At 34.5% G+C, this 18901-nt stretch carries 13 protein-coding genes; 8 read left to right on the top strand and 5 right to left on the bottom strand.

Features of this window, described 5'->3' with window-relative positions; genetic code table 11:
• Positions 1–103: 103 nt before the first annotated feature.
• Together IWX80_RS10510 and IWX80_RS10505 are read left to right on the top strand one after the other, a co-directional pair.
• Complete coding sequence (locus IWX80_RS10510; protein WP_196853399.1) at positions 104–2209, top strand: TonB-dependent receptor domain-containing protein; 2106 nt, start codon at positions 104–106, stop codon at positions 2207–2209.
• 261 nt (positions 2210–2470) lie between these two features.
• A complete protein-coding gene (locus IWX80_RS10505; protein ID WP_196853398.1) occupies positions 2471–4021 on the top strand; it encodes a DUF2254 family protein in 1551 nt (516 codons plus the stop codon).
• Positions 4022–4233: 212 nt separating this feature from the next.
• Here IWX80_RS10505 and IWX80_RS10500 read toward each other — a convergent pair whose 3' ends face one another.
• From IWX80_RS10500 to htpG, 3 genes are all read right to left on the bottom strand, one after another.
• Positions 4234–4887, bottom strand: coding sequence for an FEKKY domain-containing protein (locus tag IWX80_RS10500; RefSeq protein WP_334682310.1), 654 nt, complete (start codon positions 4885–4887; stop codon positions 4234–4236).
• Between the two features lie 502 nt (positions 4888–5389).
• Positions 5390–5956, bottom strand: coding sequence for a hypothetical protein (locus tag IWX80_RS10495; RefSeq protein WP_196853397.1), 567 nt, complete (start codon positions 5954–5956; stop codon positions 5390–5392).
• A gap of 378 nt (positions 5957–6334) precedes the next feature.
• Entirely contained in the window at positions 6335–8236 is a 1902-nt protein-coding gene (htpG, locus tag IWX80_RS10490; RefSeq protein WP_196853396.1) for a molecular chaperone HtpG, read from the bottom strand.
• Positions 8237–8415: 179 nt separating this feature from the next.
• Between htpG and IWX80_RS10485 the strand changes: the two genes are divergently transcribed.
• From IWX80_RS10485 to IWX80_RS10475, 3 genes are all read left to right on the top strand, one after another.
• On the top strand, positions 8416–8892 hold the full coding sequence (locus tag IWX80_RS10485; RefSeq protein WP_121366147.1) for a lipocalin family protein: 477 nt from the start codon (positions 8416–8418) through the stop codon (positions 8890–8892).
• Between the two features lie 18 nt (positions 8893–8910).
• Positions 8911–9606: an OmpA family protein gene (locus tag IWX80_RS10480; RefSeq protein ID WP_121366146.1), complete on the top strand. Its 696-nt coding sequence runs from the start codon at positions 8911–8913 to the stop codon at positions 9604–9606.
• Positions 9607–9710: 104 nt separating this feature from the next.
• Complete coding sequence (locus tag IWX80_RS10475) at positions 9711–10658, top strand: ABC transporter ATP-binding protein (protein WP_196853604.1); 948 nt, start codon at positions 9711–9713, stop codon at positions 10656–10658.
• A 59-nt stretch (positions 10659–10717) separates the two neighbouring features.
• Here IWX80_RS10475 and IWX80_RS10470 read toward each other — a convergent pair whose 3' ends face one another.
• The gene (locus tag IWX80_RS10470) at positions 10718–13129 is read right to left on the bottom strand and encodes a S9 family peptidase (RefSeq protein ID WP_196853395.1); all 2412 of its coding nucleotides are present in this window, start codon (positions 13127–13129) and stop codon (positions 10718–10720) included.
• A gap of 294 nt (positions 13130–13423) precedes the next feature.
• On the opposite strand from IWX80_RS10470, the gene IWX80_RS10465 reads away from it, so the two are divergent.
• From IWX80_RS10465 to IWX80_RS10455, 3 genes are all read left to right on the top strand, one after another.
• Complete coding sequence (locus IWX80_RS10465; protein ID WP_196853394.1) at positions 13424–14431, top strand: 3-oxoacyl-ACP synthase III family protein; 1008 nt, start codon at positions 13424–13426, stop codon at positions 14429–14431.
• Between the two features lie 150 nt (positions 14432–14581).
• A complete protein-coding gene (locus IWX80_RS10460; protein ID WP_196853393.1) occupies positions 14582–15577 on the top strand; it encodes an isoaspartyl peptidase/L-asparaginase family protein in 996 nt (331 codons plus the stop codon).
• Complete coding sequence (locus IWX80_RS10455) at positions 15578–16249, top strand: copper homeostasis protein CutC (protein WP_196853392.1); 672 nt, start codon at positions 15578–15580, stop codon at positions 16247–16249.
• Between the two features lie 111 nt (positions 16250–16360).
• On the opposite strand, the gene IWX80_RS10450 is transcribed toward IWX80_RS10455, so the two are convergent.
• Positions 16361–18772 (bottom strand): TonB-dependent receptor domain-containing protein, encoded by a 2412-nt coding sequence (locus tag IWX80_RS10450; protein ID WP_196853391.1) that lies wholly within the window; start codon positions 18770–18772, stop codon positions 16361–16363.
• Positions 18773–18901 lie beyond the last annotated feature (129 nt).

Genomic DNA, 18901 nt, shown 5'->3' with positions numbered 1-18901 from the left:
GGTCTTTTAGTCTTGTGAAATATAACGATTTTCTAAAATCAGTTCGTTTTTTGGTAACGTTTAGAATTATAGTGCTACTAAAGGAGTAACACAAATAGAAACGATGAAAAAGAATTATTTTTTGAGTATGTTTTTTTTAGGAGCAATATTCACACTTTCGGCTCAAGAAGAACCCAAAAAGGCTGTAGAATTGAATGAAGTTGCGATTGTAAAAACTAAAAAAGCTATTGAGCAAAAAGCGGACAGAACCATATTTGATTTTTCCAGTCAGCCCAGTTTGAATTCTGGATCCGTATTAGAAGGAATAAAAAAACTGCCGGGACTTATCGCTTCAGATGTGGCCGGGATGATGTATCAGGGTAAACAGTTGGATGTTTTTATGGACGGAAGACCACTTAATATTACCTCAAATGAATTGAATTCTTTTTTGGAAGGAATGCCTGCAAATGCCATTGAAAAAATTGAAATCATCACGCAACCTGGGGCTGAGTTTCCAGCTACTTCCGGTGGTGCCATCATGAATATCATCACGAATAAAAACGCTAAAAATTATTTAAGCGCTACGTATACCAACAGTACTAATTTTACGAGTTACGACCATTTACGATGGAGAATCAATAATAGTCTGTTGTTGAGCGCTAAGAATAAATATTTTGGATGGCAATTGAATGTTGGACAAAATTACAGAGAATCTGCTGTGTGGACTTCACTTACTAAAAATGAAAATAATACGACTTCGTTACTTTCCACCACTGAGGCGGATCGCTTTGGACGCACAAATTTTGCTAAATCCGCGCTGACGTTTGATATTGGCAACGACCGATTGTTATTTAATTACGATGTAAACTACAGCAACAATAACAGCAATACATTAGGAAATGGTCCCGGTTTTAGTACTAATGATGATTCCTTTACGGATGCTTTACGTCAAGATTTTGTGGTTACTTTCCAAAAAAAGTTTGAGGATAAATCTAAAAAATTAGATTTTAGATTCAATTACAACAGCAATCAAAATGATTTCACAATGAATTCCAGAGCAAATAATGCTACACTATTAGATAATGCTTCGACACAGCAATTGTATAATGCTAAATTTGATTACTCACAACCCATCGCATTTTCAGATGAAGGGAAAATAAGCTTTGGTGGATTATATGAAGCACTTCTTTTTGAAACCCAAAACATGGAAATTGTCAATTTGGATTATCAGCGAAAAACCGCAGCAGCTTACGGTGAGTTACAAACTAAATTTGATAAGTTCAATTTTATTGTGGGCGGTAGAGCCGAGGATTACAATATCACAGGAAAAACCAACACCGCTGACTTAATTCCGTTCAAGCAGTTCCGTTTTTTCCCAAATGCAAGTGCTCAATATAATTTCAGTAATTCGGTTTATTTTAATGTGAATTATAACAAGAAAATAAGTTTGCCAAGCACTTCTGCCCTAAATCCAAACAACACCAATTATCAGAATCCAAATATTGATTACTCTGGTAACCCGAATTTGCAACCTACTATTTTTGACAATTACGAGGCGAAATTGAGTGCTTTTGATTATGCTTTTATCGGATATAATGTAAGTTCTGCTCAAAATCAGGTAATCAACAGAGTATTACTTACCGATGATGTTGTTGTAAATACCAATATAAATGTCCCTCAAATAAAAATTCACAACTTTAATGTGGGATTGCCAATTCCGTATATGTTGTTTACAGAAGGACTTAAAGAAACTATGAAAATGAATATTAATCCGGATAAAATGAACTTTTTATATGTGTATACGGCGTATCAGTTCCATCAAATTCCCGAAATTAAGACCAATGGTTTCTGGATGTTTAATTTGATGTCTCAAATTCTGTTGCCAAAAGACATTAAGTTTGTAGCTAACTTTAATTACATCATGTCTAAGGGGAATTATTTTTATTTCATTGCAGAGAAACCTTTCAATAATACGCTTGATTTAACATTTTCTAAAAAGTTTTTTAAGGACCAATTATCGGTTTCCATAAGTGCAGATGATGTCCTTAATTCGAACCGATTTGTGTTCAGCTCTGTTGGTACGCCCTTATTATTAGCTAATAAAAACGATACGCGCCGTTTTGGATTCAGTGTGAATTACAAAATCCCAACCAAAAACAAATTGGCAAAAGAGGATCCTAATTTATTGAATAAAGAGAAAAAAGAAGAAGGAAATATCTTGAATCAATAACTATATTATTTTTATTTTTGGACAATTCTAAACAAAAGAACCTGCAAGTTTACGCTTGCAGGTTTTTTATGGTTTAAAATTTTATCAAATGATTTGGAAACTTCTCTTTACGAAAGCCGCCAACACTTCTCCTTTTTATCAGTTCCGATATGTTATTGCTAAGTGTATTATATCGACTACTTTCTATTTGACGTATAAACCAAGTCAAATCATTCGGATAAAGACATATTTAAGCTAAATTTACTCATTGAAATTTAAATTATGATACAAAAATTAAGACAGCGTTTCAAGAGTATGTTAGAACATCAAATTAAACATATGGGTACCTTTACCAGTGGTATTTATGCGTTTATTATTGGTTCTGTTTTACTGACAATTGATTATTATGTTGATTTTGGCATGAAATTCAAAATCAATGAAATAGAAATTTACAATCGGCTGATTCCGGTTTCTACTATTCTAATCTCCATTCTTATTGGAATTTCATTAACTACTTTCTCTGTTATTTTTGTTGTGATGCAGTTGGCATCCTCTCAGTTTTCACCCCGAATTTTGAGACATTTTTTGTCCAATAATATCAAGATGCAACAATTTATCGGATTGTTTGTGGGCACCATTTCGTTGTGTGTATTACCTCAATTGGCTTCTGTTTTTTACCAAACTTCTTTTCTATTGACACTTACTACAGGCTCTCTGCTTGCTTTTTATTGTCTGGTATGGTCTTACCCTAATATGATCAGCTATTTAAGTATCAACATGAATGTTTCCAGTATTACAAATGGAATCAAAACTGAAATGGTTGAAGAAATCAATGATTTGTATCAGGAAAATTGGAGTGTGGGAAAGAATCTCCTCTACAAACGTTCCAAAATTAACCCGGATAAATTTCAAGTAAAAATTGTAAGTCCCTTTGAAACCGGTTATTTGGATAGCGTTAATTATAAAAAACTAGAAAAAATAACGGAATATATCAGTAGTTCTGATGTGGGCGTTTTTTTTGAAAATGCCTATCAAAAACCAATTGTAGGGGAATTTATTATGAAAGATACCACTACGCTTATGGTATTAGTTTTTAGCGAGGAACTCCAAATGAATCAGATACTTCGTTTGAAGAAAGAAATAGGAGCAATTGTCAGTACAACTTTTAAAGTTAAGCTGTTCAGAAGCCATACGCAAGATGTGAATTTTGGTGTCAGAAAACTGGTTGATATTGCCATAAAAGCAATCTCTCCTGCGGTGAACGATCCAACTACTTGTTTGAATTGTATAGACCAAATAGGGGAAATAGCAAAAGAATTAGCCATACGTGAATTTCCTTCTTCGGATTCAAGGACTTTGGGATCCAAAAAAATACAAGTAAATGAATTTAATTTTGAGGAATTCATTGACTTTTGCTATGATCAGATTTTTCAATGGGGTAAAGAAGATCCTACCGTTGTGAAGAGAATTATTAGATCGATAAGGATTATTTTACCATTAGTTGAAAACCCTTTCAATTTGAAAATATTAATTCAGCAAGTTGAGGAAATGGATTTACTTGAAATTTATAATTTGTCACAATACAAAAAAGGGAAGCTAAAAATATCAAAAGAAAAATTAGTAATTGTAGAGAGAGAATTGTCTCGATTTAGACAAAAAGCAAAATTGCAAATTAAAGCGCTGGAGCTAAAAGGAGTTTTAAATCATTACGAAACAAATCATTATTCTGATAATTTAGAAATTACAACTGCTGAAATTGAAGCGATTGAATATCTAAAAGCCTATAAAACAGTAGATGGAACTGTCTATAGCAATGGAAATGAAATAACATAGAAAAACCTGCAAGTTGACTCTTGCAGGTTTTTGTTTTATTTATAATCCTTTAATGCGGATTTAGAATCCTTGCCCATTCGAATGATGAATAGAATATTTTTTTACTATTCTTTTTCTCGGGATTTTTAAATTATGGATTTACTTTGTCGATATGGTATGTAAGTTAGTTCCTCTCAAGCCAAAGCTCTAGTGTGGTGTTATTAAACGTTTTTTTATTTTATTCCAAAAGGTTTCGTCGGTAATTCTTTCAGCCAATCCTCTCCATACTTTTTATTTAAATAATCTGCAATCATTATATTGTTTTCAGTAGCTTTTTTAAAAGACATTGGGTCAATTACACAATTTTCTTTTATAAGTCCAATTCCATACTTTTCTTTGAAATCCGAAAATTCTTTAGGTATTGAGCTGTCAATTCCGTGAGTAATGAAATTTAAGTTTCCTGTAGAAATTCTTTTCTCAATTTGTTCATCTGTTAGATTTGTGTCCAAATTCATAGGAATTGAGAAAATTCCACTGTTCAAAGTCAATTCCTTCTTCTTAACTAAGCGTATTGTTATTGTATTTTTTTTGTTTGTAATTCTCGATGGATAATAGGTGTATGCTGTAAAATCCTCTGTTGAGAATCCGAATTGATATTTGCCTTTATTAGGCAAAGTTATTTGGAAACTTTTAGTGTTATTAATTTTAATTCTCTCATTAGTTTCGGTTATGAAAAATTCACCAAAGTTTAATTCTTTACCAGTTAAATTTTCAAAAACTACTTCTGCTATTATTTCTTTTTCATTCGCTTTAGAAATTGTGAACGTGAATGCTAAAATCAGAGTTAATATTATTTTTTTCATCGTTATTGGTTTTATATTTTTCATATGTTTAATTTTTATTTTTTATAAAATTCATAAATGGTTAATCACCATTTTTTATATGGTAGAACAGTTTATTAGTTGATTCCGAATATTGTATAACTTACTCTTGTTGTCGCATTTGCCGGATTTCATTATTAAAACAAATATACAGCGAGATCGCAGTTCTAAGAATGAATAGCCACTAACACAAGATTTTTTAAAAAGATTCAACAATAAAAAAATAAAACAATACCCATATTATTATAAAAAATAGTCCAAGGTACAAGTTATTTAAATTTTTGTGTAAATCTTTTTTAATTAATAGTCGGTATAAAATCCAACCTACAAAAGCGATTACTAAACCTATTGCCATTACTATTCTTGACATAATTTATTTGTTTTAGTATTATATGATTAATTCCAGCTAGTCCGTATTAGAATTGATATTTATTTACTTTTGATAATGTCCACGAGCGGGACGCTTGCGCTAGCTGGTGTATATCGGCTCGCTCGGGGTTAAAAAAATTTAAGGACGTGAACCAACAATAATTTCAATTTGATTTGGTTTGAGGTCTGGTTTTAATACAATCCTACTTTTTATTTGATTTTTATTCAGTATTTCATTTATAATTTTCCCTCTAGAATTTGGTTCAGAAGAACTTTCACGTAGAGTTATGCCAAAACCAATACCTCCAATTATTATATCTTCCCACACTCCATCAACTTCCCAATTCGCCTCAATGAAAATATCTTTGATTGAATTTGCAAATCTAATCGACTCTCTATCTCCTTGTATTCCCGTCAAAACTATTTTAATTTTTTCTAGATTATTTAATGTGTTTACTAAGTTTTCTCTTTGTTTTGGTTTAAGAACTCGCCCTTTTTGTTCGTCTTCTAACTGCTTTAGATTTCTCGATTGCTTTAAATGGTCAATGGCAGTAATAACTAGTCCAATGATAAGTATAATTAAAGCAATAAAATCAAGATGCAAATCATTAATCAATGGATAATTTAACTTTATCCATTCGCGAAAAAGACCTATTCCAACTAGACCTCCAAAAAGTGATAAAAGTAATCCAATCCAAAATCTCATTCTTAAAGGTATTAAATTTGATGTTGCGTATAATGCATAGTAAGTAGTAGATAAGTGTAATAAACACAATACTTTATTTAATTCAAATATATAAATAATTCTTTACAAAATAGTGCTTATTTACTCCTACTGCTAAACGAAGTTATGACCTTAAAATGCTCTAAATAGCCCCGATAGGAGTGGAAATCCTTTGCTTTGGCGGGAGCCAAAAGCAAAGATTGCAGCGCATAACGGGACGAAAGTATTTCTGGAAAACAATCGTTCTGCTCCAAAAAAAAAGCTGCCCAAGGTTGGACAGCTTTTAGTATGTTGGAAATTCCGAAGCAAGTTCGGAATAAGCGATTCACACCATTTTAATTCATAAAATGGGTTCTCTGCTTATTTTATCATTTCAAAACTTCTTTTTACAAAAGCCGTTAAAGCTTCTCCTTTTAATAGGTTTTGGGATAACTTCGCTAAGTCAAGTGCTTGTTTTACCAAACTTTCCTGAGCGTCTTTGTCTTTGTTGTTCAGGATGCTTGTTGCTAATTCAGAGTTAGTATTGACTACCAAATTATACATTTCCGGCATATTTCCCATTCCGAACATTCCGCCGCCGCCTGATTGACTCATTTCTTTCATTCTACGCATAAATTCCGGTTGCGTGATGATAAATGGCGAAGCATTACTATCTAAAGCTTCCAGTTGAACGGAATACGTTTGTTTAGGAACGATAGCTTCTAAAACGGTTTTCAAGTTGGTTTGCTCTTCCTCAGATAATTTAGAAATAGTAGTTTCCTCTTTCCTGATTAAATTATCAATATGATCTGAATCGACACGTACGAAAGTCATGTTGCTGTTATCGCCTTCAATTTTTTGAATTAAATGCGAGATGATCGGAGAATCCAGTAACAATACTTCATATCCTTTGTCTTTCGCAATTTCGATATACGAGTGTTGCGCTTCTTTATTTCCAGCGTATAAAACAACTAATTTTCCGTCTTTGTCCGTTTGATTAGCCGCAAGATTTTCTTTTAATTCTTCTAACGTATAATATTTACCGTCAACTGTTGGATACAAAACAAACGCACCTGCTTTTTCGTAGAATTTATCTTCAGAAAGCATTCCGTACTCTAAAACGATTTTGATGTCGTTCCATTTTTGTTCAAAATCTGCACGGTTTTCAGTGAACAATGATTTTAATTTATCGGCTACTTTACGCGTGATATAATTAGAGATTTTCTTAACCGCAGCATCCGCTTGTAATCCAGAACGAGACACGTTCAATGGAATGTCCGGTGAATCCACAACACCTTTCAGCATCATTAAAAACTCAGGAACAATTCCTTCTACATTATCCGTTACGTACACTTGATTTTGGTACAATTGGATTTTGTCTTTCTGAATTTGTAAGTCAGAACCTAATTTTGGAAAATATAAAATACCGGTTAAGTTGAACGGATAATCTACATTTAAATGAATGTGGAATAACGGTTCTTCAAATTGCATTGGGTACAATTCATGGTAGAAATTCTTGTAATCCTCCGCTGATAATTCAGTTGGTTGTTTGGTCCAAGCCGGATTTGGGTTGTTGATGATGTTGTCTACTTCAACTTCAGTGAAAGTTTTGTCTTTATCTTCTTCAGCAACTTCTTCACCCTTTTTTTGCTCTATTTTCTCTGTTTTTGTTCCAAATTTGATTGGAATAGGCATGAACTTATTGTACTTGTTCAACAGTTCCTTGATTTTATATTCTTCCAAGAATTCCAAAGAATCTTCGGCGATATGCAAAATGATTTCTGTCCCACGAGAAGTTTTGTCAGCTGGTTCTAATGTGAATTCCGGGCTTCCATCGCAAGTCCAGTGTGCAGCAGGTTCATCTTTGAACGATTTAGTGATGATTTCCACTTTTTCGGCAACCATGAAAGCTGAATAAAAACCAAGACCAAAATGTCCAATAATTCCAGAATCTTTAGCAGAATCTTTGTATTTGTCCAAAAATTCCTCAGCACCAGAAAACGCTACTTGGTTGATGTATTTCTCTACTTCATCAGCCGTCATTCCCAGACCTTGATCAATGATGTGTAGTTTTTTACCTTCCTTATCGATTTTCACCTCGATAATCGGATTTCCGTATTCTACTTTGGCTTCGCCAATGCTGGTTAAATGCTTTAATTTAAGTGTTGCATCTGTTCCGTTCGAAATCAATTCACGTAAGAAAATTTCGTGATCGCTGTATAAGAATTTCTTGATTAAGGGAAAGATGTTTTCTACCGAAACATTAATTTTACCTGTTGTCATATTATGAATTTTTTAGTTTATTTTGATGGTTATAATTCTTTCAAATGTAATACCAATTATAATGGAAGTGACAAATTGTCGCAAGCGTTAATTATGATATAAAATAATTTAATTCTGAAACAAACGTGTTTAATTGCTTCGTATATTTGTGTAAGTATTAATTCATTAAATTTAAGAAAATGAAAAAAGTTATTTTATTATGCACATTAGCGGTTCTGATGTTTGCATGTAAGTCAACATCAGCGACAAGTACAAACACCGATAGAAAATCTCAGGTTGCCATGAAAGGAAATTGGGTAATTAGTTCTGTAACGTATCCAGGTTCACAATATGTAAAAGTGAATTCTTTTCAAATAGCGGATTCAGAATGTTTCGTAGGAAGTAATTGGAAATTTGTTTCGAATAATAATAAAGGAACGATGGCTTTGACAAAAGCAAATTGTATGGCATTCAGCTCACCAATTACATGGTTTATCAATAATGATGGGCAGTTTGTGTTAAAAGTACTTAATGCTGGAGAAAAAGCCAGAAAAGTTAGAGAAGGATATGTTTTAAATGTAGCCAATCAAACAGAATCTTCTTTTCAATTGATTGATAAAATTGATGTTGCAGGAAAAATGACTGATGTTGTGTATCAGTTTCAAAAAGTTAATTAATAAGTAAAAAATACAGATATGAAAAAGATTTCGATAGTTGCAATAGCAACAATAATGGTTATAGGTTCAATGTTTACTAGCTGTGAAGCGGTAAAAAATACTAACAAAACTCAAAGAGGTGCCGGTATTGGTGCTGTTGCAGGAGCTGTACTTGGAGGTGTTCTTGGGAACAATCTTGGTAAAGGTGGTAAAGGTGCAATGGGAGCAGTATTAGGTGGTGTAATTGGTGGAGTTGCCGGTGGAGTTATTGGTAACAAAATGGATAAACAAGCAAGAGAAATTGATGCTGTTCTTCCAGGAGCTGAAGTAGTTCGTATAGGAGAAGGAATTAAATTAGTTTTGAATGAAAATGCAGTGCGTTTTGATACTAACAAATCTTCTTTGACTGCTGGTGCAAAAGCTAATTTAGATAAATTAGTTCCTGTTTTCGCAGAATATCCTGATACTGATATCACGATTTATGGTTATACAGACAGTACTGGTCCAGCTGATTATAACTTAAAACTTTCAGGAGAAAGAGCTGCAGCGGTTAAAAATTATTTAGCTAGCAAAGGGGTTTCTTCACGTAGATTTCAAGTTACTGGTTTAGGAATTGCTGATCCAATTGCTTCTAATGAAACAGTTGATGGTAGAAGTCAAAACCGTCGTGTTGAATTTGCTATTACTGCAAATGAAAAAATGATTAAAGATGCAGAAGCTGAAGTAAAAAACTAAGCAAAAAACACTATAAAAACAAGGGCTGTTTCGTCAAGAAGCAGCCCTTTTTTGTGCCTAAATTTGAATTAAACATCGTAAATTTGCAGTTTTAAATAAAGATGATGCTAGAGATAAAAGACATATCGTTTACTTACATTGACAAACCCGTTATTGAAAATGTAACTTTCACAATTGCTAAAGGGGAAAATACAGCAATTATTGGCGAAAGCGGTTGCGGAAAAAGTACGTTACTTAAACTAATATATGGATTGTATGATTTAGATAACGGAACAATTACCTATAATGAAAAACCTATTTTGGGACCTAAATACAATCTGGTTCCGGGAGAAGATTATATTAAATATTTAGCGCAGGATTTCGATTTGATGCCTTACATAACCGTCGAAGAAAATGTAGGCAAGTTCTTGTCCAATATGTATCCTGAGGAGAAGAAAGCCCGCGTTCAGGAATTGTTGGAAATGGTTGAAATGACCGCTTTCGCAAAAGTAAAAGCCAAGTTTCTAAGTGGCGGACAGCAGCAAAGAGTGGCTTTGGCAAGAGTTTTGGCTCTGGAACCCGAAATTATTTTGCTGGACGAACCGTTCAGTCAAATTGATTCTTTCCGAAAGAATTCGTTGCGACGCAATTTATTCCGATACTTAAAAGACAAAGGGGTTACCTGCATCATTGCCACGCATGACAGTACTGATGCATTGTCTTTTTCTGATGAAACAATTGTAGTTCAAAACGGAAAAATAGTCGCAAAAGGCGATTCCAAGTCCTTATATGAAAACCCGGCTAATAAATACATTGCATCTCTTTTTGGGGAAGTAAATGAATTGAAATTATCGCAGTTAATACCTCTTGAGGATGATGAAGACGCATCACTTTTGTTGTATCCGCATCAATTAAAAGTGGTGGACAACGCCTTGATGAAAGCAGTTGTGAAACAATGTTACTTCAAAGGAAGTCATTATTTAGTTAAAGCAGCTTTTGAACGAAGAGCAATTTTCTTCGACCATGATTCGGAATTAGAACTCAATCAGGAAGTGTTTTTAATGTTATCTTAAAAATAGTAAACCCCGAAATCAATATGATTTCGGGGTTTTGCTTTTATGTCAAGTTGGAATTAATTCTTCAAATACTTTTCTAAGAACTGATCTTGTTCCCAAAGCAAATGCAAAATATTCTCTTTGGTTACATAACCGTGAGCTTCTTTTGGAAGAATCACCATTCTTGCCGGCGCACCTAAACCTTTCAAAGCTTGAAAATAGCGTTCGGTTTGCAAAGTAAATGTTCCCGGATTGTTATCGGCTTCACCGTGTACTAAAAGCATTGGCGTTTTCATTTTGTCCGCATTCATGAATGGTGACATTGTGTTATACACTTCAGGAGTTTCCCAGTAATTGCGTTGCTCACTTTGAAATCCAAAAGGAGTCAACGTTCTGTTGTACGCACCACTTCGGGCGATTCCGCAAGCAAAAAGGTTAGAATGTGTCAACAAATTAGCGGTCATAAATGCACCATACGAGTGACCACCAACAGCTACTTTTTTTCTATTGATGTATCCTAGAGCATCCACAGCATTAATCGCTGCTTCTGCATTGTCAACTAATTGCGTTATGAAATTATCATTTGGTTCCGTTGTTCCTTCGCCAATGATAGGAAAAGCAGCGTCATCAAGAACGACATAGCCTTTGGTTACCCAATATACGAACGAACCATAACTAGGAAATGTGAATTCATTTGGGTTTTGTGTGCTTTGTCCCGCTGAATTTTTGTCTTTGTATTCTGCTGGATAGGCCCAAATCAACAATGGCATTTTCTCTTTCTTAGCCTTGTCATAACCAACCGGTAAATACAACGTTCCGGATAGTTCAACACCATCTTTACGCTTGTATTTAATCACTTCTTTACTCACGTTTTTGATACTTTCAAAAGGATTTTTGAATGCCGTGATTGGCGTTAGTTTGTTTTTTTGTTTGATGTTTCTAAGGTAATAATTCGGATATTCATTTTTAGACTGGATTTGAACTAAAACAGTTCCTTTCTTGAAATCTTCAATCTCTAATATATCCTCTTTTTTATCTGTATAAGCTGAAGTATACAAACGTTTTGCCTGTGTTGTTTTCAAATTAAATTCACTGATAAAAGGGAACTGACCGTTTTTAGTAAAACCATCGCCAAGTAAATACGCATTGTCATTTTCAATAGCTAAAACATATCTGTTAAATTCATTTTTTCTGGTTTCAAAATTTCCTGGATCTGCATACACATCTTGAGAATTTCTGTCGAAAATTACTTTTGGAGCCTGACTTGGATTTGATGGATTGATTAAATACGTTTTGGTATTACGGGTGTCGTACCATTCATCTGAAACAATGGCAACATTGTCATCCCCCCAAATCATTCGGTCGTAACGTTGAGGTGTTTTTACCAATGAAGTAGCTGCTGCCTCAAATGGTGCGTTCCAAAGAAAAACTTCATCTCTGAATTCTACTTTGTTTGCAGGATCTCCACCGTCTAAAGCTTCAGCATACGCTAATGTTGCAGGTTTATCTGCTCTCCAGCTCATGTTTCTTTTTCCTTTTCGAACAGCCATAAATCCTTTAGGGATAATTTCAGTAAGCGGTACTTCATTAACCACTTTTACTTCGTTTCCAGCTTTGTCATAAACTACAGATTTGGATGGAAAACGACTCAACGGAACGATATATGAAAATGGTTTTTGAATCGTAGTCAGCATCAAATAATTTCCATCAGGAGAGAAGCTTTCTCCTGCATACATATCAGCTTTTTTGAACAAAGTAGCTGTTCCGTTCAAGTTTACTTTGTACAATTCAGAAGTCATGATGTTTTCAAAATTGATTTCATCATTCATGTTTTTCAACATGTCCGGATAGGTTCTGTTTTGAGATTTTACACCATCGGCATTCGAAATTATCGGGCCGGTTGGCAAATCTTTTTTGGCATCCAAAAGCGCTGCTCTATTTTTTGGTAACATTTTTACCAAAATGGTTTCGTTGTCGTTCATCCAGCTGAACGGACTTCCAATATTTGCATTCACAGTAGCCTCTGTTAATTTTGTGGCTTTCGCCGAAGCAACATCGATAACCCAAAGTTCAACACCAGAAGCGGTGGTGTGCGAAAATGAGATTTTTTTATCATTTGGTGACCAAGCGATAGTACTGATGCGGGGATTTGTTGGTAAGCCTGCAACCTGTACTTCATTTTTGTCTTTTATTTTGCGTAATTTCAGGTTGTTCACATACGTAACTGCACTCGAAATATTTGTAATTGGATTAATCCGCAATCCGCCCAAACGCAATTCATCTTGGTTTAAATCGTCCAATGATTTATAGGTGTTTCTATAGGTCAACAGCATGTATTCTTTTTTGGTATCCATCGATACCGAAGGCGCTCTTTCATAATCAGCCAATTCCAAAATGGATTGAGATGGTTTTTGATAGGTTAAGTTCTCTTGCGCATAAGTGGTTAAGCTTAGTCCAAGAAATAAAAAAAATGGAATTTTTAACTTCATAATTTGAATGATTTTAAATTAGTGTTGGCAGTGTCAATAATTGGTCTAAAATAATTCAATGTTGTTACATTTGGAAACAAATATCTCTTTTTAACTTTTACATTGGTTTGAGTTTGCTTTCTTGCAGTTTTATTTTCATTTGTGTTCTGTCATAATTTTATGACTGATGATAGCTGTAAAGGATGACAAAAGCCATAAAACTTGTAAATTGCTAAAAAAGTGGTAATTTGTGAGCTCATATTTTCAAGTATGTTTTAAATTTGCACTCTTATTTTAATAAAATAACAATAGTATATGTATCATTCAAAAATAGCAGGATTGGGTTATTATGTTCCCGAAAACGTAGTGACTAATGACGATTTGTCCAAAATTATAGATACCAATGACGAGTGGATTCAGGAAAGAACAGGGATTCAGGAACGAAGACACATTATAAAAGGAGAAGATACAACGACTTCTATGGGCGTGAAAGCGGCTAAGATTGCGATTGAGCGTTCTGGTGTTGCTAAGGAAGATATCGACTTTGTGGTTTTTGCCACTTTGAGTCCTGATTTTTATTTCCCTGGACCAGGAGTTTTAGTGCAACGTGATTTGGGTTTACGAACTGTTGGAGCATTAGATGTAAGAAATCAATGTTCTGGATTTATTTACGCTTTGTCAGTAGCTGATCAGTACATAAAAACTGGAATGTATAAAAACATATTGGTTATTGGATCTGAGGTTCATTCTACCGGATTGGATATGACGACACGTGGACGTGGCGTTTCGGTAATTTTTGGAGATGGGGCAGGAGCTGCTGTTTTGAGCAGAGAAGAAGATTTGACAAAGGGAATTTTATCCACGCACTTACATTCTGAAGGGCAGCACGCCGAAGAACTAATTGTAAAAGCTCCAGGAATGGGAGGCCGTTGGGTTACAGATATTTTAGCAGATAATAATCCGGATGATGAAAGTTATTTCCCTTATATGAACGGACAATTCGTATTTAAAAATGCTGTAGTTCGTTTCAGCGAAGTAATTAATGAAGGATTACAAGCGAATAATCTGCAGGTTTCGGATATTGATATGTTGATTCCACATCAGGCTAATTTGAGAATTTCACAGTTTATCCAAAAGAAATTCAACTTGACAGATGATCAGGTCTATAATAACATTCAGAAATACGGAAATACTACCGCAGCTTCTATTCCAATCGCTTTAACTGAAGCATGGGAGCAAGGCAAAATAAAATCAGGAGATACTGTTGTTTTGGCAGCATTTGGAAGTGGTTTTACTTGGGGAAGTGCCATTATTAAATGGTAAAAAGTAGTTCAAGGAATCGGATGTTGATTCTAATTGATACTCCATAAAAAGTCTAAGCCTGCGCAAATTATTGTGCAGGTTTTTTTATTTAAAGGCGAACCATTATATTTATAGTTCAAAATTGATGCATCCAATACTAATCCAATCAAAATGACAAACCGTAGAAATTTTTTGAAAACAGCAGCTTTTGCTTCCGCAGCTGTGGCGTTACATTCATTCAAAGGGAGACCAGAGGAAGAAAATGATTTTTCATCTAAAAAAGGAACGAAACCGATTGTGCTTTCTACATGGAATTTTGGAATTCAAGCCAATGCAGCCGCTTGGGAGGTTTTAAAAAATAACGGTCGAGCATTAGATGCTGTTGAGGCGGGAGTGAAAATTCCCGAAGGCGATCCAACGGAAAGAAGCGTGGGTTATGGCGGAAGGCCGGATAGAGATGGTCGCGTTACACTTGATGCATGTATTATGGATGAAAACGCCAATATTGGTTCAGTAGGGTGTTTGGAATTTATAAAACATCCCATTGCTGTGGCTCGCGCTGTGATGGAAAAATCGCCGCATGTTATGTTGGTTGGTGATGGCGCTTTGCAGTTTGCTTTGTCGCAAGGTTTTGTAAAAGAAAATTTGTTATTGGAAGAATCCGAAAAAGAATGGAAAGAATGGTTGAAAACCAGTCAATACAAACCGATTGCTAATATTGAAAATCACGATACCATCGGGATGATTGCTTTGGATGCTGATGGAAATCTTTCCGGTGCGTGTACAACAAGCGGAATGGCTTTCAAAATGCATGGACGTTTGGGCGATTCACCTATTATTGGGGCTGGTTTGTATGTAGATAATGAAATTGGTGCCGCAACAGCCACAGGACATGGAGAAGAAGTGATTCGGATTTCCGGTTGTCACTTGGTTGTCGAGCTGATGCGACAAGGGAAATCACCACAAAAAGCCTGTGAGGAAGCGGTGGCACGAATCGTAAATTTGACCCGAAAAAGGAATAAAAATTTAAAAGATATCCAAGTTGGTTTCATTGCATTGAATAAAAAAGGAGAATATGGTTCGTATTGTATTCAGGGCGGTTTCAACTACGCGGTCAATGATGCAACTGGAAACCGATTAATCGATGCCGATTATTTTTTAAAATAAATGAAAAAAGCACAACTGGAAATTGCCTGTTTTAATTTAGACTCGGCTGTTTTTGCGCAAGATAATGGTGCTGATAGAGTAGAATTATGCACCAATAGAACATCGGGCGGAACGACGCCAGATTTAGAACTTACCAAAACTGTTCGGGATAAAGTCACAATTAATTTGAATGTTATGATTCGGCCTCGTGGTGGAGATTTTGTTTATTCTGATTTTGAATTCGAACAAATGAAATCAGAAATATTAGCATTGAAAAAACTTCAGGTTGATGGTTTTGTTTTTGGAATTTTAAACAATGACGGAACTATCAATGAACAACAAAATGTAGAATTAGTGGCTTTGGCAAATCCACTTCCTTGTACTTTTCATCGTGCTTTTGATGGTGTAAAAAATAAATTAGAAGCACTTGAATCACTAATCGAATGTGGTTTTAAGACCGTTTTGACTTCAGGAGAAGAAACAAATGTGGTTGATGGTATTGATGTTTTAGCAGCATTAGTAGAAAAAGCAAATAATCGAATTGTAATCATGCCGGGCGGCGGGTTGCGTTCTACCAATATTGGATTATTAAAAGAAAAAACAAATGCTGTTTTCTATCATTCTTCCGCAATTATTGATATGGGGGAAATAGCAAATCCAGAGGAAATTAAAGCCCTAAAAGCGCATTTATAATTCACACGAAAGTATTTTATAATCAAAAAACCCGGAGTTGGCATACTCCGGGTTTTTCTTTTGGTAACTAACTATTAAAACTAATTCTTATTCAGGCATTTTATTTTTTGTTTAAAACAATCCTCCACCATCTTGTTTGGTATTGTTATCTCTTTGTTTGCGCTGCAAGTTTTTGTTTTTTCCTGCGCCAAAGATATAGTTGAAACCAAGATAAAGGGATTGGCTTTCCCAAGTAAACTGACCTACTTGCGGGTATGGATTTTGTCCATCAAAACCGGCTTTCATCGTATTGAAAATATCATTGAAACGAACGCTTAAAGTAGCTTTGTCTTTTAGGAAAGAATAACGTCCACCGGTATCAATTTTATACATTTCTTTACCGTTGAATTGTACACCATCAACTCCAGAACGATAAAATCCGAATAAAAGGAAACGAAGGCTTTTAGTGGCTTTGAAATTACTGTTGAAACGGGCATTGAAAGCTGATGCAGTTACTTCTTTGGAAACCAAATCAAATGTATTGGTGGTTGAATTAAGTACTGAAACTAATCCATTTTGGTTAATACTAGAAAAATCTATCGCCGGTTGTATGTCCCACCAACTATTGATTTTGCAATTTAAAGAGGCCTCAAAACCATAGGCTGTATTGTTGTCGAAGTTATCAAAACTCATGATTTGTTGGTCCTGATTTTGTGGATCTGGATAGAGAATTCTGTTGATTTCATTGTAAATACTTCTTACAAAAAGACCAGTACTGAATGATCCTTTAGCAATTGTTTTAGTATAATTTAATTCAATAGATGTGGTAAATTGCGGGTCTAATTCAGGATTTCCAATGGAGGTTATTCTAGGTGTGCTGAATTCTCTGATAGGTTTGGTTTGGTCTAAACTAGGTCTGTCTACACGGCGGCTTAAACTGATTTGGAACTGATTTTTATCCGTATGAGAATAAGTCATCGAAGCTGAAGGATAGACCGTGAAATAATCATCTTTGTAAGCGGTAGCACCGTTTAACATTGCGTTTACCTTGTAACTTTCAAAACGGGCGCCTAATTGATATCCTATTTTTTTGAATTTTTGTCCAAAAGTAGCGTAAGCAGAATAGATGTCTAAATCATAGCTGTAATCAGAATTTGATAACAAACTGTTGTTAGTCATGTAATTGTTTTCTGTTCGTATAATTCTGCTTTCAGCACCCAACTCTAGATTAGTTTTGTCATTCAGCGGATTCACATAGTCCAAATTGACGGTTGAATTTTGTCTTTTATCACCCAGATTATCGCTGTAAGAACTGCTTGGAATATTTGGATTGTTGAAAGTAGTTAGAAAACTAGCATCTTGATTTTCAGAATAGATACTGTGATTTATTTCTAAATCTAGTGTTTCACCTTCTTTTTTCGTTAAATGTTTGAACGCTACATTATAAGTGCCATCTGTATTATCTGAAAAGTATTTTGAATTTAATAGTAAATTTTGAGAGGCATTTGGATTTACAATGTTTACATCCACGATACCATTGCCCACAAATATGTTTTGATTCGTGTAAGCAGAAATAGTGTTTTTGTCATTGATGTAGTAATCCATTCCAATTTTGAATAAATGAGATTTGTTGTCATTTACAATATCAAACATTTGGTTGGAGTTGTCGTCAAGTCTGGAAATATTCCCTTCATTGAAGTTTTTACCAAAATTATTTCCATAAGTGGAGAAAAAGTTCACCTTACCGGTTCTATAGTTCATGTTTAGGGAATTGCTAATCTTTGGTGTTTGTGCAAAAGTCAGACCTGTATTGATGCTGGCATTAAATCCGTCATTGGCATTTTTATGTAAAACAATGTTGATGATCCCAGACATTCCTTCCGGATTGTATTTGGCACTTGGATTCGTGATTAATTCAATTTTCTTAATAGAAGAAGATGGAATTTGTTTCAACAGCTGTGAAGCTTCAATATTACTGGGACGTCCATCTACCAAAACGCGTACGTTTTCGTTTCCTCGCAAAGATAATTTTCCGTCCTGATCTACATTTACTGAAGGAATATTATTCATAATTTCGGATGCCGTTGCGCCTGCGGTGGTTAGATCTTTCCCTACATTGATTACTTTTCTGTCAATTTTTTGTTCAATTGTAGAGCGTTCAGCAATTATATTTACGCCCTTTAATTCAATGGCATCTTCTTCGATAGCAATCGTGTTCAGATTTGCATTTTTTGCGTCGTTTGTCAGTGAAATTGCTTTAGTTATGGTCTTGTATCCCATGAACTGGATTTCAACAATGTAATCTTTTAAGGCTAAATTTTTTATTTGAAAAGTTCCTTTATCAGATGTGATTTCACCAGTAATGACTTTATTGTTTTCTTTAACAACGATATTCACATACGGTAAAGGTTCATTGGTTTTTTTGTCAGTGATTTTTCCAGAAATAATTCCTGTGTTTTCCAGAATCGTCGGTTTGACCGAAGTTTGTGCCTGCATCGAAAACAACGTTCCGATTAAACAGATTAAAATTAATTTAAGTTTCATGATTGATTTGATTTAAATGATTGATGAAGCAAAGGTAACTATTTATTTTAATTATTATGTATTACAAAGTACTATTTTATGCATAATTGTTATTTTGCATTTTGAAAGTACATAATAGACTGATGAGGC

The sequence above is a fragment of the Flavobacterium sp. CAN_S2 genome (assembly GCF_015752255.1).
In the GTDB taxonomy this organism is placed as follows: domain Bacteria; phylum Bacteroidota; class Bacteroidia; order Flavobacteriales; family Flavobacteriaceae; genus Flavobacterium.
The sequence above is the reverse complement of the archived record's forward strand: the minus strand, read 5'-3'. Positions and strand labels throughout refer to the sequence as shown.